Annotated in this window: 18 protein-coding genes; 14 read left to right on the top strand and 4 right to left on the bottom strand. The window is 67.7% G+C overall.

From position 1 onward, the window contains the following. Positions 1–30 precede the first annotated feature (30 nt). Positions 31–774 (top strand): L-ornithine N(alpha)-acyltransferase, encoded by a 744-nt coding sequence (gene olsB, locus FFS62_RS18910; RefSeq protein ID WP_137974393.1) that lies wholly within the window; start codon positions 31–33, stop codon positions 772–774. A 51-nt stretch (positions 775–825) separates the two neighbouring features. Beyond that, complete coding sequence (locus tag FFS62_RS18905; RefSeq protein WP_137974392.1) at positions 826–1,599, top strand: 1-acyl-sn-glycerol-3-phosphate acyltransferase; 774 nt, start codon at positions 826–828, stop codon at positions 1,597–1,599. On the opposite strand, the gene FFS62_RS18900 is transcribed toward FFS62_RS18905, so the two are convergent. Next, positions 1,584–2,159 carry an ACP phosphodiesterase gene (locus FFS62_RS18900; protein ID WP_137974391.1) on the bottom strand — a complete coding sequence of 192 codons (576 nt, stop codon included), beginning with the start codon at positions 2,157–2,159 and terminating at the stop codon, positions 1,584–1,586. The two genes, FFS62_RS18905 and FFS62_RS18900, sit on opposite strands and share 16 nt — an antisense overlap. After that, on the bottom strand, positions 2,156–3,181 hold the full coding sequence (locus FFS62_RS18895) for an AraC family transcriptional regulator (RefSeq protein ID WP_137974390.1): 1,026 nt from the start codon (positions 3,179–3,181) through the stop codon (positions 2,156–2,158). The genes FFS62_RS18900 and FFS62_RS18895 overlap by 4 nt, the downstream gene beginning before the upstream one ends. Before the next feature lie 125 nt (positions 3,182–3,306). Here FFS62_RS18895 and FFS62_RS18890 point away from each other — a divergent pair, with 125 nt between their 5' ends. The 6 genes from FFS62_RS18890 to FFS62_RS18865 all read left to right on the top strand — a co-directional run bounded on the left by FFS62_RS18890 (position 3,307) and on the right by FFS62_RS18865 (position 7,979). Continuing rightward, the gene (locus tag FFS62_RS18890; RefSeq protein ID WP_218569300.1) at positions 3,307–4,467 is read left to right on the top strand and encodes an alkane 1-monooxygenase; all 1,161 of its coding nucleotides are present in this window, start codon (positions 3,307–3,309) and stop codon (positions 4,465–4,467) included. Further along, positions 4,464–4,631, top strand: a complete 168-nt coding sequence (locus tag FFS62_RS18885; protein WP_137974388.1) for a rubredoxin — start codon at positions 4,464–4,466, stop codon at positions 4,629–4,631. Before FFS62_RS18890 ends, FFS62_RS18885 begins: the two co-directional genes overlap by 4 nt. Positions 4,632–4,813: 182 nt before the next feature. After that, positions 4,814–5,119: a helix-turn-helix transcriptional regulator gene (locus tag FFS62_RS18880; RefSeq protein ID WP_137974387.1), complete on the top strand. Its 306-nt coding sequence runs from the start codon at positions 4,814–4,816 to the stop codon at positions 5,117–5,119. Positions 5,120–5,177: 58 nt separating this feature from the next. Beyond that, on the top strand, positions 5,178–6,347 hold the full coding sequence (locus tag FFS62_RS18875; protein ID WP_137974386.1) for an MFS transporter: 1,170 nt from the start codon (positions 5,178–5,180) through the stop codon (positions 6,345–6,347). A gap of 18 nt (positions 6,348–6,365) precedes the next feature. After that, a complete protein-coding gene (locus FFS62_RS18870) occupies positions 6,366–7,415 on the top strand; it encodes an alkene reductase (RefSeq protein WP_137974385.1) in 1,050 nt (349 codons plus the stop codon). Between the two features lie 165 nt (positions 7,416–7,580). After that, positions 7,581–7,979: a hypothetical protein gene (locus FFS62_RS18865; RefSeq protein ID WP_137974384.1), complete on the top strand. Its 399-nt coding sequence runs from the start codon at positions 7,581–7,583 to the stop codon at positions 7,977–7,979. A gap of 138 nt (positions 7,980–8,117) precedes the next feature. Here the strand turns inward: FFS62_RS18865 and trxB are convergent, their stop codons facing one another. Further along, positions 8,118–9,065 carry a thioredoxin-disulfide reductase gene (gene trxB, locus FFS62_RS18860; protein ID WP_137974383.1) on the bottom strand — a complete coding sequence of 316 codons (948 nt, stop codon included), beginning with the start codon at positions 9,063–9,065 and terminating at the stop codon, positions 8,118–8,120. A 215-nt stretch (positions 9,066–9,280) separates the two neighbouring features. Here trxB and FFS62_RS18855 point away from each other — a divergent pair, with 215 nt between their 5' ends. The 6 genes from FFS62_RS18855 to FFS62_RS18830 all read left to right on the top strand — a co-directional run bounded on the left by FFS62_RS18855 (position 9,281) and on the right by FFS62_RS18830 (position 18,611). Further along, a complete protein-coding gene (locus tag FFS62_RS18855) occupies positions 9,281–11,254 on the top strand; it encodes a diguanylate cyclase domain-containing protein (RefSeq protein WP_137974382.1) in 1,974 nt (657 codons plus the stop codon). A 33-nt stretch (positions 11,255–11,287) separates the two neighbouring features. After that, positions 11,288–12,037, top strand: coding sequence for a sulfate transporter CysZ (cysZ, locus tag FFS62_RS18850; RefSeq protein ID WP_137974381.1), 750 nt, complete (start codon positions 11,288–11,290; stop codon positions 12,035–12,037). A gap of 229 nt (positions 12,038–12,266) precedes the next feature. Further along, a complete protein-coding gene (locus tag FFS62_RS18845; RefSeq protein ID WP_137974380.1) occupies positions 12,267–12,554 on the top strand; it encodes a DUF1652 domain-containing protein in 288 nt (95 codons plus the stop codon). Between the two features lie 229 nt (positions 12,555–12,783). After that, positions 12,784–14,556, top strand: a complete 1,773-nt coding sequence (locus tag FFS62_RS18840) for a DUF1302 domain-containing protein (RefSeq protein WP_137974379.1) — start codon at positions 12,784–12,786, stop codon at positions 14,554–14,556. A gap of 32 nt (positions 14,557–14,588) precedes the next feature. Next, entirely contained in the window at positions 14,589–15,956 is a 1,368-nt protein-coding gene (locus FFS62_RS18835; RefSeq protein ID WP_137974378.1) for a DUF1329 domain-containing protein, read from the top strand. Between the two features lie 129 nt (positions 15,957–16,085). Then, complete coding sequence (locus FFS62_RS18830) at positions 16,086–18,611, top strand: LuxR C-terminal-related transcriptional regulator (RefSeq protein WP_137974377.1); 2,526 nt, start codon at positions 16,086–16,088, stop codon at positions 18,609–18,611. On the opposite strand, the gene FFS62_RS18825 is transcribed toward FFS62_RS18830, so the two are convergent. Next, complete coding sequence (locus tag FFS62_RS18825; protein ID WP_137974376.1) at positions 18,608–19,624, bottom strand: AraC family transcriptional regulator; 1,017 nt, start codon at positions 19,622–19,624, stop codon at positions 18,608–18,610. The two genes, FFS62_RS18830 and FFS62_RS18825, sit on opposite strands and share 4 nt — an antisense overlap. Positions 19,625–19,716 lie beyond the last annotated feature (92 nt).

Below are 19,716 nucleotides of genomic sequence, written 5' to 3'. Positions count from 1 at the left end.
CATCGCAGGCTGGCTCACGGAGGCTAATCGATGACCCAGATCGCCCGAACTGCCGAACGCCGCCTGCACGCCGAACGTCTGATCGGCCCGGATGCGCTGCGCGAAGCCCAGACCCTGCGCTACGCCGTGTTCAGCCGCGAGTTCGATGCCAAGCTGAAAGGCGCCGAGCTGGGCCTCGACATGGATGACTACGACCCGCACTGCCAGCATATCGGCGTGCGCGATCTGAACAGCGGCCGCCTGGTCGCCACCACCCGCCTGCTCGACCATCGCGCCGCCGCCAGCCTGGGGCGCTTCTACAGCGAGGAAGAGTTCAGCCTGCACGGCCTGGCCCACCTCGAAGGCCCGGTGCTGGAGATCGGCCGCACCTGCGTCGACCCGGCCTACCGCAACGGCGGCACCATCGCCGTGCTGTGGAGCGAGCTGGCCGAAGTGCTCAACGAGGGCGGCTACCGCTACCTGATGGGCTGCGCCAGCATCCCCATGCAGGATGGCGGCATCCAGGCACAGGCGATCATGCAGCGCCTGCGCGAACGCCACCTGTGCACCGAGCACCTGCGCGCCGAACCGCGCAACCCGCTGCCGGCCATGGACCTGCCGGGCAACGTCATCGCCGAGATGCCGCCACTGCTCAAGGCCTACATGCGCCTGGGTGCCAAGGTCTGTGGCGAGCCGTGCTGGGACCAGGATTTCCAGGTCGCCGACGTGTTCATCCTGCTCAAGCGCGACGAGCTGTGCCCGCGCTATGCCCGCCACTTCAAAGCTGCCGTCTAGCCGCCGAGCGTGGGGGCGACCCCACCGCTCTCCCGCTGCCCGAGTGTCACGATGATCAAACTTCGCCTTTACCTGCGTCTCATCCGTCTGGCCGCCGTGCTGCTGCTCGGCATGCTGCTGGCCAGCGGCGTCGCCCTGGCCGAGCGGGTGCGCCGCGGCGACCTGATGGGCCTGCGCCAGCGCCTCACCGCCTGGTTCATGCGCCGCCTGAGCGCCGCGCTGCCGTTCGAGGTCGAGGTACGGGGCGAGCTACCGCAAGGCCCGCACCTGTGGTTGAGCAACCATGTGTCGTGGACCGACATTCCGCTGCTCGGCCAGTTGCTGCCGCTGTCCTTTCTGTCCAAGGCCGAGGTGCGTACCTGGCCGCTGGCCGGCTGGCTGGCGCACAAGGCCGGCACCCTGTTTATCCGTCGTGGTTCCGGGGACAGCGCCCTGCTCGCCCGCCAGCTGCACCGTCACCTGAGCGCCGGACGCCAGTTGCTGATCTTCCCCGAAGGCACCACCACCGACGGCCAGCAGATACGCACCTTCCACGGTCGCCTGTTGACCAGTGCCATCGACACCGGCACGCCGCTGCAACCGGTGGCGATCCGTTACCTGCGCGATGGCGAGACCGACCTGGTCGCGCCCTTTATCGGCGACGACGACCTGCCCTCGCACCTGCTGCGCCTGTTCGCCGCGGATCGCGCCAAGGTGCAGATCCAGCTGCTCACGCCCATCGCCAGTGCCGGCCAGGAACGCAACGTGCTGGCGCGCCAGGCGCAACGGGCGGTGCAAGTAGCATTGTTCGGTGAAGACGCGCAGCAGGCTCAGCGCGCCGCCTGACAGGCGAAGCGCTGCAGCTCGGGATAGAACTCACGGAAGTCCGCGCTCAGCGGCTCGTACAGCCGCTCCAGCTCGCCCATGGCGCCGGCCAGCATCTGCGGCCGTGACAGCCGTCGGCTCATGCCCAATAGCACCTGCTCCAGCACGGCAAAATCCCTGTAGCTGCCCAGCCAGTCCTGCGCCGCCATGCGCGGGGCGATATAGGCCAGGCGCTCGGGCAACTCGGGCTGGGCGGCCAGCACCCGATAGACACGGCCGGTGAACTGCGCCAGCGGCTCGTCGGCGAACTCGGCCCAGTCGCGGGCCAGGCAATGGTCGAAGAACAGGTCGAGGAGAATCCCCGAAGTACGCCGCCGCTCGGCGGGGAAGCGCGAGCGCGCCTGCTCGATCAGCGGGTGGCGATCGGTGAAGGCGTCGATGCGCCGGTGCAGCTGGATGGCCGCCTCGATCTCGGCCGGAAAGCGCCCCGCCAGCGGCCCCTTGACGAAGTCGCCGTACAGGCTGCCGAGCAGCTGCTGCGGCGCGTCACCGCCCAGGTGCAGGTGAGCCAGGTAGTTCACGCCGCCCCCTTGCGCCAGGCATTGGGCGTCATGCCCAGCCAGCGGCGGAAGGTGCGGCTGAAGTTGCTGGTGTCGCGATAACCCAGGCGCTCGGCCACCGCCTCCACGCTCAGCGGCGTGCTCTGCAGCAGCCAGCAGGCCAGCTCCTGGCGCACCTCGTCGAGCAGTTGCTGGTAGTGCACGCCCTCGTCGCGCAGGCGGCGGATCAGGGTGCGTTCGGACAGGTGGAATTCGTCCGCCAGCTGCTCCAGCGTCGGGTAGCTGCCCTCGCAGGCCACCAGGCGCAGCTGCACCCGGCTGGTCCAGTCGCCGCCGGGGCTGGCGCCCTGCAGCTGGTGCTCGCAATCACGCAGGGCGATGCGCGCGGCCTGGGGGTCGGCGCTCAGGCTGGGGCGATCCAGCCACTCCAGCGGTAGGCTGACGCTGAAGCGCTCGGCACCGAAGCTGACGCCGGGCCCGAGCAGCTCGCGATAGCGCGCCGACCAGGGCGGCTCGGCGAAGGGGAAGGCGAACGCCAGGCAGTCGTCCGGCAGCACGCCGCACACCGCCTCCAGCAGGCGCAGGCAGACACCGGCCAGGCTGGTGAAGATGTGCTCGCGCACGTTGCCCAGGTCGAACAGCTCCTCGACGCAGATGCGGTAGCGCTCGTCTTCGATCTCGCCACCGAGGCGCAGGCTGGACAGGCGCAGCACGCTGAAGCGCTCGAGCACCGCCAGCACGCCGCGCAGGTCCGGGCACAGGGCGGCGGCGTAGCCCACCGGGCCGTGGGCCGATACCGGCATAGCGCAGCCGACTTCCAGGCCCAGCCAGGGGCAGTCGGTGAGCTGGATGCCGCGACGGATCAGGCGCTGCACCTGGGCGAAGTTGAGCGGGCGGTTGTCGCGGTGCAGGTGCGCCCAGTCCAGCCCGGTGCCGTGCAGGATCTCGGCCTCGCCGAAGCCGCGCTGGCGCAACGCCGCGCACAACAGGCGGGCGTAGATGGGGTGCAGGCAGGGTTGCAGCGGGGCGAGATTCGGGTCCATGGCGGCGGTCCACGCGCGGAGCGAGCTGTCACCATATGACGATTTTCTGCCCAGCTCAACGGTTATGCCACTGGCCGCGCCAGCGCATGCTGGACCCAGGTCGAAGAACCGTGGAGAGAACAACAATGCCCGCCACCCTGCCCTACCGTGATCGCAAACGCCCACTGTGGCTGCTGTCGCTGCTCGTGCCCTGTCTGGGACTGATCGGCCCCGCCCTGTACCTGCTGGTATCGCCGCACGACGCCTGGCTCTGGCTGCCGCCGGTGTTCTTCTACTTCGGCGTGCCGCTGCTCGATGCGCTGATCGGCGAGGACCCGAGCAACCCGCCCGAGTCCGAGGTGCCGGCGCTGGAGGCCGACCCCTACTACCGCTGGATCACCTACCTGCTGGTGCCAGTACTGTGGGCGGCCTTCATCGCCACCACCGCCTTCGTCGCCACCCAGCCGCTGGCCTGGCATGGCGTGCTGGCGATGATCATCAGCACCGGCGGTGGCCTCGGCTTCGCCATCAACCTCGGCCACGAGATGGGCCACAAGAAAAGCACGCTGGAGCGCTGGCTGGGCAAGCTCGCGTTGGCCGTGGCCTGCTACGGGCACTTCTACATCGAGCACAACCGCGGTCACCACCGCGACGTGGCCACGCCGGTAGACCCGGCCTCGTCGCGCATGGGCGAGTCGATCTACCGCTTCGTCCTGCGCGAGATGCCCGGCGGCTTCCACCGCGCCTGGCAGCTGGAAAAGGAACGCCTGGCGCGCTGTGGCAAGCGCACCTGGAGCCTGGACAACGAGGTGCTGCAGCCGGCGCTGGCCAGCCTGGCGCTGTATGGCGGGCTGACCCTGGCGTTCGGCATCGCCATCCTGCCGTACCTGCTGCTGACCGCCCTGTGGGGCGCCTTCCAGCTGACCTCGGCCAACTACCTGGAACACTACGGCCTGCTGCGCCGCAAGCTGGACAGCGGCCGTTATGAGATATGCCAGCCGCACCACTCGTGGAACAGCAACCACCTGTTCTCCAACTGGGCGCTGTTCCACCTGCAACGACATTCCGATCACCACGCCCACCCGACGCGGCGCTACCAGTCGCTGCGCAACTTCCCCGACCTGCCGCGCCTGCCCAGCGGCTACTTCGGCATGTACCTGGTGGCCTACGTGCCGCCGCTGTGGTTCCAGGTGATGAATCCACGGCTGATCACCGCCGTGCACGGCGACGCGGCGCGGATCAACTTCCAGCCCGGCCACCGCGAGCGCCTGATGCGCCGCTACGGCCTCGGCGAGCACAGCGCATGAGCCGCCATCGCTGCCCGGAATGCGGCTATTGCTACGACGAGGCCATGGGCGAGCCGCACCATGGCTACCCACCGGGCACACCCTGGGAGGAACTGCCGGACGACTTCGCCTGCCCGGACTGCGCCATCCGGGTGAAGGACGAGTTCGAAGCGCTGGCGGAATAATCCCCTCGTAGGAGCGAGCTCTGCTCGCGAACCACTGCGCGCTGAACACTTCGCGAGCAGAGCTCGCCTACCGACTGCCCACCCCATCAGCTGCACTGATAGTCAGTATCGGCACAAACGATCCCCATATCGGTCCAACCCGATATAGAGTTCGCCTCAACCCGATATGCGACAGCACCAGCATGAGCAGCCCGATCGACATCGACGAAATCATCAAGGCCCTGGCCCATCCGGTCCGCCGCGAGATCCTGCAATGGCTCAAGGAGCCGGAGAAGCATTTCGCCGACCAGGACCACCCGCTGGAGCTCGGCGTCTGCGCCGGCAAGTTCGAGCGTTGCGGCCTGTCCCAGTCGAGCGTGTCGGTGCATCTGGCAACCCTGCAGCGTGCCGGTCTGGTGACCTGTCGCAAGGTCGGCCAATGGAGTTTCTTCAAGCGTAACGAGGAGGTCATCCAGGCCTTCCTCAAGGACCTTGACGCCCAGCTCTGAGTGGATGCCTGCCCGCAGCAGGCCACCTCTTCCAACCGAATTTCCAGGAGCCGGCCCCATGCCGTTACCGCTTCTCGTCCTCGCTCTGTCCGCGTTTGCCATCGGCACCACGGAATTCGTCATCATGGGCCTGCTGCCCGAGGTGGCCACCGACCTCGGCGTGTCCATCCCCGGCGCCGGCTGGCTGGTCACCGGCTATGCCCTCGGCGTGGCGCTCGGCGCACCGTTCATGGCCCTGGTCACCGCCAACTGGCCACGCAAGCTGGCCCTGCTGGCGCTGATGGGCATCTTCGCGCTGGGCAACCTGCTGTGCGCCACCGCCGCCGACTACGAGCTGCTGATGGTGGCGCGGGTGGTCACCGCGCTGTGCCACGGCGCCTTCTTCGGCATCGGCTCGGTGGTCGCCGCCAGCCTGGTGCCGGAGAACCGCAAAGCCTCGGCCGTGGCCCTGATGTTCACCGGCCTGACCCTGGCCAACGTGCTCGGCGTACCGCTGGGTACCGCGCTCGGCCAATACGCCGGCTGGCGCTCGACCTTCTGGGCCGTGACCGCCATCGGCATCGTCGCCTTTATCGGTCTGTGGCGCGTGCTGCCGAGTAGTCGCGAACAGGAGCCGACCGACCTGCGTGGCGAACTCAAAGCCATGCGCGGTGCCGGGCTGTGGCTGGCGCTGTCCACCACCGTGCTGTTCTCCGCCGCCGTGTTCGCCCTGTTCACCTATATCGCGCCGCTGCTCGGCGAGGTCACCGGAGTGTCGCCACGTGGCATCACCTGGACCCTGCTGCTGATCGGCGTGGGCCTGACCCTCGGCAACCTGATCGGTGGGCGACTCGCCGACTGGAACCTGGCCAAGGCCCTGGCCGCCATCCTGCTGACCCTGGCGCTGTTCTCCACCCTGGTGCGCTGGACCAGCCCGCTGCTGGTGCCGTTGGAGATCAACCTGCTGCTCTGGGCCATGGCCGCCTTCGCCGCCGTGCCGGCCCTGCAGGTCAACGTGATGAACTTCGGCCAGGCCGCACCGAATCTGGTGGCCACCCTCAACATCGGCGCGTTCAACCTGGGCAACGCCCTGGGTGCCTGGGTCGGCGGCCTGGTCATCAGCCAGGGCCTGGGGCTGACCAGCGTGCCGCTGGCCGCCGCCGTGCTGGCCGCGCTGGCGCTGGTCGCCGCCCTGCTCACTTTCTCCTTCGGCAGTAGCGCAAGCCCTGCCGAAGCCCTGCTCGACTGACCCACTGGAGGCTGCACCATGACTACCCTGTTCGACCCCATCAAGCTCGGCAGCCTGGAGCTGCCCAACCGCATCATCATGGCCCCGCTGACCCGCTGCCGCGCCGACGAAGGCCGCGTGCCCAACGCGCTGATGGCCGAGTACTACGTGCAGCGCGCCTCGGCCGGCCTGATCCTCAGCGAGGCCACCTCGGTCACTCCGATGGGCGTCGGCTACCCGGACACCCCCGGCATCTGGTCGGAAGACCAGGTACGCGGCTGGCACAATGTCACCCGCGCCGTGCATGCCAACGGCGGGCGCATCTTCCTGCAGCTGTGGCACGTCGGCCGCATCTCCGACCCGATCTACCTGAACGGCGAGCTGCCGGTCGCCCCCAGCGCCATCGCGCCGGCCGGCCACGTCAGCCTGGTCCGTCCGATGAAGGGCTTCGAGACCCCGCGCGCCCTGGAGACCGAGGAGATCGCCGACATCGTCGAGGCCTACCGCCACGGCGCGGAAAACGCCAAGGCCGCCGGCTTCGACGGCGTGGAGATCCACGGCGCCAACGGCTACCTGCTCGACCAGTTCCTGCAGAGCAGCACCAACCAGCGCGGCGACCAATACGGTGGCTCCATCGAGAACCGCGCGCGCCTGCTGCTGGAAGTCACCGACGCGGCGATCTCGGTGTGGGGTGCCGATCGCGTCGGCGTGCACCTGTCGCCACGCCGCGACCTCCACGACATGGGCGATGCCGACCCGCGCGAAACCTTCGGCTATGTGGCCCGCGAGCTGGGTAAGCGTGGCGTGGCCTTTATCTGCACCCGCGAGAGGGAGGCCGACGACAGCCTGACTCCCTTTATCAAGGAGCAGTTCGGCGGCCTGGTCATCGCCAACGAGCGCTTCACCAAGGATCAGGCCAACGCCTGGCTGGCGGACGGCAAGGCCGACGCCGTCGCCTTCGGCGTACCCTTCATCGCCAACCCGGACCTGGTCGAGCGCCTGTCCAAGGACGCCCCGCTCAACGAGGCGCGCCCGGAGCTGTTCTACGCCCAGGGCCCGGTCGGCTATATCGACTATCCGCGCCTGTAACCGCATCGCCCCGGATGCACCAAGCCCCGCTCAGGCGGGGCTTTTTCATGGACGTATGAAATTCGCGCGGTGGCGCGGGCCACCTGAACACCGGTCGCAGTGGCCGACGGGAGGTCGGCACGCCCGCTGGGCAAGCACGAAGCGGGCTGGCTATGATCGACACCCATGTCATCCCCACCCCAGCTCCGCCAACCCTGCCCACCCGGTGCCTGCGACTGCGAGCGCGAGCGGCTGCTGGACAGCTCCGGCAGCGACATGCGCATCCTGCTGCTGACCCGCAACGAGGAGCAGCGCCTGCTGGAGCGCCTGGAGAATCTGAAGAGCCTGGACGACCTGCGGCACATGCAGCAGCGCATGTACGAACAGCTCGGCATCCGCGTGGAAGTGGCGCCAGGCTTGAACGAGGTGCGCAGCATGCGCGGCATCGCCATCACCATCGCCCCATTGCCGGGCCTGTGCCGCAAGACCCGCCAGGCGATCCCCGCCGCCATCCGCCGCGGCCTGGAGCGCCAGCCGGAAATCGCCTACCGCCTGCTGGACTCCCACGACCTCCTGGGCGGCTAGTCCTTCGCACCCAGGCCACCCACAGCAATCGCTCCGGCGCGCCACGTGCCGAACATGAGCGGGGGTGAAAGGCGGCGAGTGGACCGGTGAGAACGAAAAAGCCCCGCATCGCGGGGCTTTTTCATGGCCAGACAGAACTCAGATCGAGTCGAGATAACGCTCCACATCCAGCGCCGCCATGCAGCCGGCGCCAGCCGAGGTGATGGCCTGGCGGTACACCGAGTCGGCCACGTCGCCGGCGGCGAACACACCGGGGATGCTGGTCGCGGTGGCATTGCCGTCGCGCCCGCCGTTGACCACCAGATAGCCATCCTTCAGCACCAGTTGGCCGTCGAACAGCGAGGTGTTGGGCGTGTGGCCGATGGCGACGAACAGGCCGTCGACGCGCAGCTCGCTGCTGGCCCCGTCGTTGTGCCTCAGGCGCACGCCGGTTACCCCGCTGGCGTCGCCCAGCACCTCGTCCACCGCGGCGTTCAGGCGCAGCTCGATCTTGCCTTCGGCGATGCGCGCACGCAGCTTGTCCTGCAGGATCTTCTCGGCGCGGAAGGTCTCGCGGCGATGCACCAGGGTCACCTTGCTGGCGATATTGGCCAGGTACAGCGCCTCCTCCACGGCGGTGTTGCCGCCGCCAACCACCGCCACCTCGCGGTTGCGGTAGAAGAAGCCATCGCAGGTGGCGCAGGCGGACACGCCGCGGCCCATGAACGCCTCCTCCGAGGGCAGGCCCAGGTAACGGGCGCTGGCGCCGGTGGCGATGATCAGCGCGTCGGCGGTGTAGGTGGCGCTGTCGCCGACCAGGGTGAAGGGCTTGCCGGCCAGGTCCACGGCGTTGATATGGTCGAAGACGATCTCGGTCTCGAAGCGCTCGGCGTGCTCCTGCATGCGCTGCATCAGCGCCGGGCCGGTGAGGCCATGGGGATCGCCGGGCCAGTTGTCGACCTCGGTGGTGGTGGTCAGCTGGCCACCGGCCTGGATGCCGGTGATCAGCAGCGGCTTGAGGTTGGCGCGCGCCGCGTACACGGCGGCGCTGTAGCCGGCGGGGCCGGAGCCGAGAATGATCACGCGGGCGTGGCGGGTAGCGGACATGGCCAACTCCTGAAGAAAAAGGGACCGGCCCGCAGCACTTGGGGAAGGCTTGAGATGGGCACGGCCCCGACAAGGGCAATTGCCGGCAAGGCTACCCAGGCGGCGCAATCGGGGAAAATGCCCATTCTCAATACGGCCAATAGGCCGAGGCTATGCGCCAGGGGCCGGCGGCCCCCTTGGCTATACTCGGTTCACCCCCACCCAGGCTGCCCGGCATGACTCTGCGCAAACGTCTGTTCTGGCTGTTCGCCCCGCTGCTGCTACTCGCGCTGGGCTTCGCCTACCTGCTGTCGCAGAGCCTGATCCTCAGCCGCTTCGACCGCCAGGACGCGGCCCTGCTGAACGCCGAGGCCAAGCGCCTGCAGGCGCTGCTCGACAACAATCTCAAGCGCAACCTCGACCTGGTGCTCAGCTACGCCAAGTGGGACGACAGCTACGAATTCATGCTCGGCCAGCGTCCGGACTTCATGCGCCGCAACATGGACCCGGAAGCGCTGCGGCAGATGAACTTCGACTTCATGCTGCTGCTCGACCTGCAGGACGAAGTGCATGCCGAGCAATGGCTGCCGCCGGACCTGCCGGACATGCTCACCCTGGGCACGGAGCGGCCACGCAGCTATGCGGGGCTGCGCGACGCCATCCTCGAACAGATCAGACACCTGCGCCAACCGGACAAACGCGAGGACCTGCGCGGCCAGATCGTGGTGATCCAGGGCGTGCCGCTGGTGCTGGCCATGGGCGGCATCAGCAACAACCAGGACAGCCTGCCGAGCCTGGGCACCCTGGTGGCCGGGCACTTCATCGACGGTGAGCGCGCCGAGCTGCTGCAGACCCAGGTCAACGGCTCCCTGCGCCTGTTGCCGCCCATGGGGCAGAACGATGGCTGGCGCGCGCTGCCCATGCTCGGCAATACCAACCTCAACCAGATCGAGATCAGCCCGCGCCGGGTGCTGGACGAGGAGCGCCAGCAGCTCGACCTGCTGTTCCGCAACAGCCTGGGCGAGCCGCAGCTGCGCATGGAGCTGACCCGCGAGCGCCGTCTGTACCAGGAGGGGCACAAGGCCATCGCCATCTTCCTGGCCGAGGCCACCGCCGTCGGCCTGGTGGCCTGGGTGCTGATCTACCTGGGCCTGGATTTCGGCATCCTGCGCCGGGTGCTGCGCATGAACCGGGAGATCGCCGCCATCGGCCCGGACTCGGCCCATCAGCGCATCGGCGACCGCGGCAACGACGAGCTGGGCCAGCTGGCCCAGGAGGTCAACCGCATGCTCGAACGCCTGGAGCAGAGCGAAGCCCGCGACCGCGAGATTCTCGATGCCATCCACGACGGCTACTTCGAGCTGACCCCGGAGGGCCGGATAGTCGCCGTCAACCGCGCCCTGTGCAGCATGCTCGGCTACCCCAGCGAGGCGCTGCTGGAGAAATCCTTCGAGGAGGTACTGGAAGAGGCGGACATCGAGCGCGCCCGCCAGCTGTTCGGGCGTGCCCGCGAGAGTGGCGAGAACACCCGTTTCGCCGCGCCGCTGCGCCGCCTCGACGGTAGCCAGGGCTACTACGAGACACGCTTCTCGCTGATCAGCGACAGCCAGGGCGGCTTCGCCGGCTACCGCGGCATCCTGCGCGACATCAGCGACCAGGTGGCCTACCAGAACCAGCTGCTGGACATGGCCTACCGCGACCCGCTGACCGGCCTGGGCAACCGCAAGGCCTTCACCGAACACCTCAAGCAGGCCATCGATCAGGCCCAGCGCAGCGACAACCACCTGGCCCTGCTGTATCTGGACCTGGACCGTTTCAAGGAGGTCAACGACCGCTTCGGCCATGACGTCGGCGATGCCCTGCTGGTGAGCATCGCCGAGCGCATACGCGGCACCATGCGCCAGCCGGACCGGGTCTACCGCCTGGGCGGCGACGAGTTCACCCTGCTGATGCCCGGCGGCAACGTCGAGGCCGCCTACAAGCTGGCTGGGCGCATCCTCGGCGTCCTGCAGAATCCGGCCCGCCTCGACGGGCACATCATCGACTTTGTTACGCCGAGTATCGGCATCGCCCTCTATCCGGACCACGCTGGCGACCCGGAAAGTCTGGTCAAGGCCGCCGACAGCGCGATGTACGAGGCCAAGCGCGAGCGCAACCGCGCCTGCCTGTATCACCCGCGGCTGCTTTCCTCCTCCAGGCAAAGTGGTTAAGGTCGGCGCGATTCCATTCTCGCGGAGCTCGTCATGCTCAATCCCGCCCTCTCCGGCCCGCAATACCTGAGCGAAGGTCTGAAGCTGGTCCTCAGCCCCGGCCTGCGCCTGTTCGTGCTGCTGCCGCTGGCCGTCAACACCCTGCTGTTCCTCGGCCTGATCGTGCTGGCCATGCAGCAGTTCGGCATCTGGATGGACAGCCTGATGCCCAACCTGCCGGACTGGCTGAGCTTCCTCACCTACGTGCTCACCCCGCTGTTCTTCCTGCTGGTGCTGGTGATCATGTTCTTCACCTTCACCCTGCTGGCCAACATTATCGCCGCGCCCTTCAACGGCTTCCTCGCCGAGAAGGTGGAAGTGGTGCTGCGCGGCCGCGACGACTTCCCACCCTTCAGCTGGGCCGAGCTGATGGCCATGATGCCGCGCACCATCGGCCGCGAGATGCGCAAGCTGGCGTATTTCCTGCCGCGCGCCATCCCGCTGCTGATCCTCACCTTCGTGCCGGTGCTCAACCTGGTGGCCGCACCGCTGTGGATACTGTTCGGCATCTGGATGATGGCGGTGCAGTACATCGACTACCCGGCGGACAACAACAAGCTGGGCTGGAACGAGATGCTCGCCTGGCTGCGCGAGAAGCGCTGGCAGAGCCTGGGCTTCGGCGGCACGGTGTACCTGGCGCTGCTGATCCCCTTCGTCAACATCCTGGTGATGCCCGCCGCCGTGGCCGGTGCCACGCTGTTCTGGGTGCGTGAACGCAGCGAGGCGGTGCCGGCGCCACAGTGAACGCAGGGCTGGCAAGTTTTCTGGCCAGCCGCTCGCACCCCGGAGCTGCTCCCCGTCCCTTGCGGGACGGGCTTCGTGCGCCAGCCAATGGCCACTCGCCAGTACATAAAACTGTGCCGGACCGCTCTATCTCGATATTTTTACCGATGAAAGGGGCAGCGTTGCAGATACCCAACTGCTATGGTCAGGCTTCTACACCACGCTGCACCAACGCCAGGGGGGCCAAGAGATGGGACAGTCGCTGACCAATGTGGAGCTCTGCAGGAACGTCGAGAGTGCCTTCCTCCCGCTTCGCTGTGTGTGCAGCATTCCCGATGGCCGCTTTATGACGATCCAGATCCTGGCCGAAGGTTCCGACAATGTGGAGCTCACCGTGGTCGGCATCGATATCGGCAACCTGGGCGATGACGACCAGATCAGCCAGCTGGTGAGCGATATCTGCTTCGATTACGAGCTGGCGGGAGACGGCGGCGACTCCAGCCCGACCCGCTACCGCCCCGACCTGCTGCACCGCTGATCCCCCGAGCCGGGCGCACTCGCCGCCCGGTCATTCCGAACCAGAGTGTTACCGGCCGGTGCGGCCCTGCTGCACCGGCCTTTTCATTTGTGCAGCACGCCGCCGCCAGCGCCCTCCGCCCGCCCTCTCACTACAAAGAGTGAATCGGAAGATCACTCCTTCATCCGTTACCCGCCCCGCGCCGATTGATTAGCTTGGCCGCCGATCAACCACCACACAGGGGTAGCGCATGACTACAACAACAAGGCGCGCGAACTTCCGGCCGCATGCACTGGCAGCCGCAATCGCAATAGGGCTGCCGGTCGGCGCCCAGGCCGTGAGTTTCAACATCGGCGAGATCGAAGGCCAGGTCGACTCTTCCCTCTCGGTAGGCGCCAGCTGGTCCATGCGCGGCGCCGATCCGGATCTGGTAGGCGTGCGCAACGGCGGCGAAGCCTCCTCGCAAACCACCGACGACGGCCGCCTGAACTTCAAGAAGGGCGAGACCTTCTCGAAGATCTTCAAGGGCATCCACGACCTCGAGCTGAAATACGGCGACACCGGCGTCTTCGTGCGCGGTAAGTACTGGTACGACTTCGAGCTGAAGGACGAGAGCCGCCTGCTCTACGACATCGACGACTCCAACCGCAAGCAGGCCGCGCAGTCTTCCGGCGCGCAGATCCTCGACGCCTTCGTCTACCACAACTACAGCATCGCCGAGCAGCCGGGCTCCGTGCGCCTGGGCAAGCAAGTGGTGAGCTGGGGCGAAAGCACCTTCATCTTCAACTCGATCAACGCCATCAACCCAGTCGACGCCGCCGCGTTCCGTCGTCCCGGAGCCGAGATCAAGGAGGGCCTGATCCCGGTCAACATGTTCTACGTCTCGCAGAGCCTGACCGACAACCTCGCGGTCGAGGCGTTCTACCAGATCGAGTGGGACCAGACCGTCGCCGACAACTGCGGCACCTTCTTCGCCGTGGACGTCGTGCAGGACGGCTGCAGCAACCGCCTCGCCGCCCAGGGCAGCGATTTCGACACGCGCGGTGCCGCCGGCTATCGCTACCTCGGCCGCCTGGGCGACCAGGACGCCAGGGACAGCGGCCAGTGGGGCGTGGCCCTGCGTTGGATGGCGCCGGAGCTGAACGACACCGAGTTCGGCTTCTACAGCATGAACTACCACAGCCGCAGCCCGATCCTCTCCTACGTCGCCGGTGATCCCGGCCTGTACGACGTGGAGGATCCGGTCACCGGGGAGCTGAGCGGCAAGTACTTCCTCGACTACCCGGAAGACATCCGCCTGCACGGCGTGAGCTTCGCCACCAACGTCGGCTCGACCGCCGTGGCCGGTGAGCTGAGCTACCGCCCGAACATGCCGATGCAGCTCAACACCACCGACCTGACCGTGGCCGCAGTGGCCCAGGCCGGCCCGCTGATCTGGAACAACAGCCCCATCTATACCAGCGGCCACGCCGCCCGTGGCGCCGGAGAGACCATCGACGGCTACGTGCGCAAGCCGATGACCCAGGCCCAGATGACCGTCACCCAGTTCTTCGATCAGGTCATGGGGGCCGAGCGTCTGACTCTGGTTGGCGAGGTGGGCTACACCCACGTCAGCGACCTCAACCAGAACGAGCTGCGCTATGGCCGCGGCCCGGAGTTCGGCAACGGCGAGATCCCGACCAACTCCCTGTGCGAGGGCCTACTCAACTCGGCCAACCCGCAGAACTGCGACAACAAGGGATTCTTCACCAACACCTCATGGGGATACCGCGCCCGCGCCATCCTCGACTACAGCGATGTGTTCGCCGGCATCAACCTCAAGCCGAACCTGTCCTGGTCGCATGACGTGGATGGCTACAGTCCAACCTTCACCGAAGGCAACAAGGCCATCAGCATCGGTCTGGATGCCGATTACCAGAACACCTACACCGCCAGCATCGCCTACACCGACTTCTTCGGCGGCGAATACAACACCAGCATCGACCGGGATTTCCTGGCCGTCAGCGTCGGCATGAGCTTCTGAGCCAGCCATAGAACAAGAAAGGTGAAGACATGATGAAACGTACCCTTCTGCACACCGGTGCCCTGGCGCTATCCCTGCTGGCCACCAGCGTGATGGCCAAAGTCAGCCCGGACGAAGCCGCAAAACTGGGCACCAGCCTGACGCCGATCGGCGCCGAGAAAGCCGGCAATGCCGATGGCAGCATCCCTGAGTGGACTGGCGGCCTGCCGACCAATGCCGGCGCGGTGGACGCCAAGGGCTTCCTCGCCGACCCGTTCGCCAGCGAGCAGCCGCTGCTGACCATCACCGCCGCCAATGCCGAGCAGTACAAGGACAAGCTGTCCGCCGGCCAGCTGGCGATGTTCAAGCGCTACCCAGAGACCTACAAGATCCCGGTGTACCCCAGCCACCGCAGCGCCGCCGTGCCGGACAGCATCTACGCCGCCGCCAAGACCAGCGCGCTGAACACCGAGGGCATCGACGGCGGCAACGGCCTGGCCGGCTTCAGCGACAGCCGCTATTACGCCTTCCCGCTGCCCAAGAGCGGCGTCGAGGTGGTGTGGAACCACAGCACCCGCTACCGCGGCGGCAACGTCAAGCGCTACATGACCCGCGTGCAACCGCAGGCCAATGGCGCGTTCAGCATGGTCCAGTTCACCGACGAGGTGTCCTACCCCAGCAACCTACCGGACCTGGACAAGAGCAAGGCCGACAACATCCTGTTCTACTTCATCCAAAACGTGACCGCCCCGGCGCGCCTGGCCGGCAACGTGCTGCTGGTCCACGAGACCATCGACCAAGTCAAGGAACCGCGCATGGCCTGGCTCTACAACGCCGGCCAGCGCCGCGTGCGCCGCGCCCCGCAGGTGGCCTACGACGGCCCGGCCACCGCCGCCGACGGCCTGGCCACCTCGGACAACTACGACATGTTCAACGGCGCCCCGGATCGCTACACCTGGGAGCTGGTCGGCAAGAAGGAGATGTACATCCCCTACAACAGCTACAAGCTGGATTCGCCGAGCCTGAAGTACAAGGACATCCTCAAGGCCGGCCACATCAACCAGGACCTGACCCGCTACGAGCTGCACCGCGTGTGGGAAGTGGTGGCCAAGGTCAAGCCGGGCGAGCGCCACATCTACGCTACCCGCCACATGTACTTCGACGAGGACAGCTGGCAGCTGGCGCTGGTCGATCACTACGACGGTCGCGGCCAGCTGTGGCGCGTGGGCGAAGGCCACATCCAGCAGTACTACCACAAGCAGGTACCCGGCTATACCGCCGAGACCCTGTATGACCTGATCTCCGGCCGTTACTCGGTGCTCGGCCTGAAGAACGAGGAGAAACAGGGCATCGAGTTCGGCGCCAAGGCCAGCGCTTCCAGCTACACCCCGGCGGCCCTGCGCCAGGCCGGCGTGCGCTGACCCCGGCAACACCAGGCAACTCCGTGATTTGGCGGCCCTTTCGGGCCGCTTTTTTTATGGCCGCGCATTTGCGCACTCCCGCCAGGCTCTGCAAGGATGAATCACGCCAACCCGTATTCGAGTGAGTCCATGGCCACGTTGTCTCAGGCCGACCTGCCCCGGCTGCCGCCCAGCCACCTGCCCCGCCCGCGCCTGCGCGACGCACTGCTGCAGGCCGACTGCCGCCTGCGCCTGCTCTGCGCCCCGGCCGGCAGCGGCAAGAGCGTGCTGCTCGGCGAATGCGTGCGGCAGCGGCCGAGCGGCACCAAGTTCGTCCATCTCGACCTGCGCGGCCGTCCCCTCGGCGCCAGCGAGCTGTTGCGCCGCCTGAGCGCCGCACTCGGCCTGAGCGAAGCCCGCCTGGAGGCCATCGAAGAACACCTGCAACAACTGCAGCAACCCCTGTGGCTGTTGCTCGACGACTACCCGCGCAGCCCCGATGCAGCGCTGGACCAGACCCTCAACAGCCTGCTGCTCGCCACCCCGGCCCAGGTATGCTGGTGGATCGCCAGCCGGCGCCGACCACAGCTGCAGCTGGCCCGTCTGCTGCTGGACGGCGACCTGTTCGAGCTGGGCAGCCGCGAGCTGGCCTTCTCCGAAAGCGAGCTGGGCGAACTGCTGCAACGCGCCGGCCACCAGTGGCTGCGCCCCAGCGTGCTGGAGCTGCTGGAACAGACCCAGGGCTGGTGCGCCGGCCTGCGCCTGCGTCTGCTCGGCAGCAAGCCCGGCCAGGCGCTGCCGGCCGACGGCGGCGGGCTGCTGCTGGACTACCTCAAGCGCGAGGTGCTGGACGAGCTGCCCGGCGACTGGCAGCTGGCCCTCTACACCCTGGCCCAGTTCCCCTCCTTCGACAGTGAGCTGTGCGAGCAACTGCTCGGCGTCGGCGAAGGCGCGCAGCTGCTGCAGCAACTGCGCGAGTGCGGCCTGTTCATCGAGACGGTGGACCAGGACGGCCGCCTGCTGCGCATACAACCGGCCCTGGCGCCGACCCTGGCCGGCCAGCTGCCGAGCAGCATGGCCAAGGCCCTGTTCCGCAAGGCCTGCCAGTGGTACGTGAGCCGCGAGCAGATCCGCCCGGCGCTGGAATACGCGCTCAAGGCCGACCAGCAGGAAGTGGCCGCCAGCCTGATGCAGCACTTCACCGAGGATCGCCTGCTGCAGGGCCGCGACCTGGCTCTGTTGCTGGAATGGTGCCGCGAACTGCCGATGACGCTGCGCACCAGCACGCCACGCCTGGCCCTGCTCAACGCCTGGGCCCTGCTGCTCAGCGGCCACCTCGACGAGGGCGAGCAGTACCTGACGGCGCTGGAGCGCTTCCTGCCGCAGACCAATGCGCTGCGCCAACGGGAGCTGATCGCCCAGTGGAAGGCCCTGGCCGGCAAGCTGGCGTTCCACCGCGGCGACGCCGAGCGGGCGCGGCAGATGGTGGCCGAGGCCATCGACGAGCTGCCCGAGCGGGCCTGGAGCCAGCGCCTGCTGTGCCGCCTGCTGCAGATCGAACAGGCGCTGACCGAGGGCGAATTCGAACGCGCCCAGGAGCTCAACCGGGTGGCCATCCGCCAGGCCCGCGAGTACGGCAGCCTGGCCTTCGAGAGCCTGCTGGCCCTGGAGCACGCCAAGCTCCTGGAAATCCGTGGCGAGCTGCTGCGCGCCGAGAGCCTGCTCAGCCGCCTGCACACCGAGCTGGGCAGTGCCTGGGGCAACGAGCCCAGTCCTATGCGCGGGCGCGGACAACTGCTGCGCGCCAGCCTGCTGCTGCAGCGCGGCAGCTACCAGGAGGCCGAGGCCGTGTTCAACGCCGGCGTGCAGGAATGCCAGGCCTGCGCCGACCCCGCCGCGGCCTGGGGTCTGCTGGGGCTGGCCGAGATCGACGCCCTGCACGGCGATATCGCCGGCGCCTTCGCGCGCATCGCCGACATCGAGCGTCTGATGCAGTACGGCCATATCAGCGCCCAGCTGTATCAGGGCCTGCTGCTGGCGAGCAAGGCGCGCCTGTGGCTGGCCCAGGGCCGCCACAGCCAGGCCGAGAAGGCACTGCGCGGGATACTGGCGGGGCCACCGCAGCTGCCGCCGTTCGGCACCCCGGACCTCAACATGCGCCTGCAGCTGCTGCTGGCCCAGGCGCAACTGGCCGGGGAAGAAGTGCAAGTGAGCGAAGCGCTGGACAGCCTGACGCGCATGCATGCCCAGGCCCTGGCGGAAGGCCGCCGGCCACTGGCCTGCGAGATCGGCTTCAGCCTTGCCGAAGGCCTGTATGCCAGCAACCGCCAGGCGCAGGCCAAGCAGACCCTGCTGGATGCCATGGCCATGGCCCGGCAGATCGGCCTGGCCAGCGTCGAGCGCGCCTTCGCCCAGCGCAACCCGGCACTCATGCGCTGGACCGGCAAGGCCGGCGGCAGCGGCGAAAGCAGCGAGCCCGCCGCCCTGCTCAGCCGCCGCGAACTGGACGTGCTGCGCCTGATCGTCCAGGGCCTGTCCAACCAGCAGATCGCCGAGAGCCTGTTCATCTCCCTGCACACGGTGAAGACCCACGCTCAGCGCATCAACTTCAAGCTCGGCGTGGAGCGGCGCACCCAGGCGGTGGCGCGGGCCAAGGAACTGGGCCTGGCCGGCTAGCCGCGACGCTGCTCCAGCAACAGGCGGCGGCGCTCGCCCGGGGTCGAGGCGAACCAGCGCCGGCAGGCGCGGTTGAACACGCTCTGCTCGCTGTAGCCGAGCATGCCGGCGATCTGCGACATGGGAATGTCGCGCTCGGCCAGATAGAGATCGGCGCGGTCGCGGCGAATGCTCTCCAGCAGCTCATCGAAACGCCGACCCTGCTCGGCCAGCTGACGTTGCAGGGCGCGCTCGTGCAGGCCGAGCTGCTCGGCGATCAGCGGCAGGCGGCATTGCTGGGTCGGCAGCAGGCGCAGCACCAGGCGTCGCACCTGGTCGACCAGGTCCGAGGCGCTCTGCCCATGCACCTGGCTGAGGTACTGGCCGAGCATGCGGTGCAGGTTGGCGTCCTGCTGCTCGATGCGCTGGCTCAGTTGCTGCTGGGTCAGCACCAGCGCGTTGCAGGCCTGGCCGCCATACACCTCGGTGTGGAAATAGCGCCGGTAGCGCGCCAGCGGCAGCGGACTGACCCCGCACAGCAGGATGCTCTGCGCGCTGAAGCCGGCCCCGCACAGCAGCTTCATGGTGTTGTGCCCCACGCCCATGGCCAGCTCCACCATCTGCCGCTGCGGCACCGGGCCGGGCAACAGCAGGTCGATCACCAGGCGCGGCGCCTGCGGCTCGCTGCGGTCCAGGTCGAGGCGCACGCCGGAGCTGTGGTAGCCGATGAAGCGCACGATCTCCGCCAGCGCGTGGCCGACGCTGGTCGAGCTGCGCGCCATCACCGCGATCGGGCCGAGCACGTGCAGGTTCTGGTACTCGGCCATGCGCAGGCCGAAGTCGGCGCAGTCCAGCTCCTGGGCGGCGCATTCCAGCAGGCCGACCAGCGAGCGCAGCGGTACCCGGGCGTCCTCGTCGTCGAGCAGTTCCGGCTTGATCCGAAAGCGCTGCAGCAGCGGCCAGGGATCGCCGCCGAGCTTGGCGACCAGCTCGCGGAAACCGGCGAATGAGGTGGTTCTGATGAAGGGTTCCATGTCGGCAAAGATCAAATATTCGTCGGCAAAGATCAATCTTTAGCCGCCGACTCCACGAAGAATTCCTGCGTCCCCTCCCGCTCCCGGAGCTG

Origin of the sequence: Pseudomonas sp. F(2018), from assembly GCF_005508865.1 — a bacterium.
GTDB lineage: Bacteria > Pseudomonadota > Gammaproteobacteria > Pseudomonadales > Pseudomonadaceae > Aquipseudomonas.
This window is presented reverse-complemented; position numbering and strand designations above follow the sequence as displayed.

Coding starts and splice junctions, on each gene's coding strand:
- FFS62_RS18870 (WP_137974385.1), top strand. CDS start 6,366: ATGACTACCCTGTTCGACCCCATCAAGCTCGGCAGCCTGGAGCTGCCC.
- olsB (WP_137974393.1), top strand. CDS start 31: ATGACCCAGATCGCCCGAACTGCCGAACGCCGCCTGCACGCCGAACGT.
- FFS62_RS18825 (WP_137974376.1), bottom strand. CDS start 19,624: ATGGAACCCTTCATCAGAACCACCTCATTCGCCGGTTTCCGCGAGCTG.
- FFS62_RS18875 (WP_137974386.1), top strand. CDS start 5,178: ATGCCGTTACCGCTTCTCGTCCTCGCTCTGTCCGCGTTTGCCATCGGC.
- FFS62_RS18895 (WP_137974390.1), bottom strand. CDS start 3,181: ATGGACCCGAATCTCGCCCCGCTGCAACCCTGCCTGCACCCCATCTAC.
- FFS62_RS18890 (WP_218569300.1), top strand. CDS start 3,307: ATGCCCGCCACCCTGCCCTACCGTGATCGCAAACGCCCACTGTGGCTG.
- cysZ (WP_137974381.1), top strand. CDS start 11,288: ATGCTCAATCCCGCCCTCTCCGGCCCGCAATACCTGAGCGAAGGTCTG.
- FFS62_RS18835 (WP_137974378.1), top strand. CDS start 14,589: ATGAAACGTACCCTTCTGCACACCGGTGCCCTGGCGCTATCCCTGCTG.
- FFS62_RS18855 (WP_137974382.1), top strand. CDS start 9,281: ATGACTCTGCGCAAACGTCTGTTCTGGCTGTTCGCCCCGCTGCTGCTA.
- FFS62_RS18885 (WP_137974388.1), top strand. CDS start 4,464: ATGAGCCGCCATCGCTGCCCGGAATGCGGCTATTGCTACGACGAGGCC.
- FFS62_RS18845 (WP_137974380.1), top strand. CDS start 12,267: ATGGGACAGTCGCTGACCAATGTGGAGCTCTGCAGGAACGTCGAGAGT.
- FFS62_RS18840 (WP_137974379.1), top strand. CDS start 12,784: ATGACTACAACAACAAGGCGCGCGAACTTCCGGCCGCATGCACTGGCA.
- FFS62_RS18865 (WP_137974384.1), top strand. CDS start 7,581: ATGTCATCCCCACCCCAGCTCCGCCAACCCTGCCCACCCGGTGCCTGC.
- FFS62_RS18830 (WP_137974377.1), top strand. CDS start 16,086: ATGGCCACGTTGTCTCAGGCCGACCTGCCCCGGCTGCCGCCCAGCCAC.
- FFS62_RS18905 (WP_137974392.1), top strand. CDS start 826: ATGATCAAACTTCGCCTTTACCTGCGTCTCATCCGTCTGGCCGCCGTG.
- FFS62_RS18880 (WP_137974387.1), top strand. CDS start 4,814: ATGAGCAGCCCGATCGACATCGACGAAATCATCAAGGCCCTGGCCCAT.
- trxB (WP_137974383.1), bottom strand. CDS start 9,065: ATGTCCGCTACCCGCCACGCCCGCGTGATCATTCTCGGCTCCGGCCCC.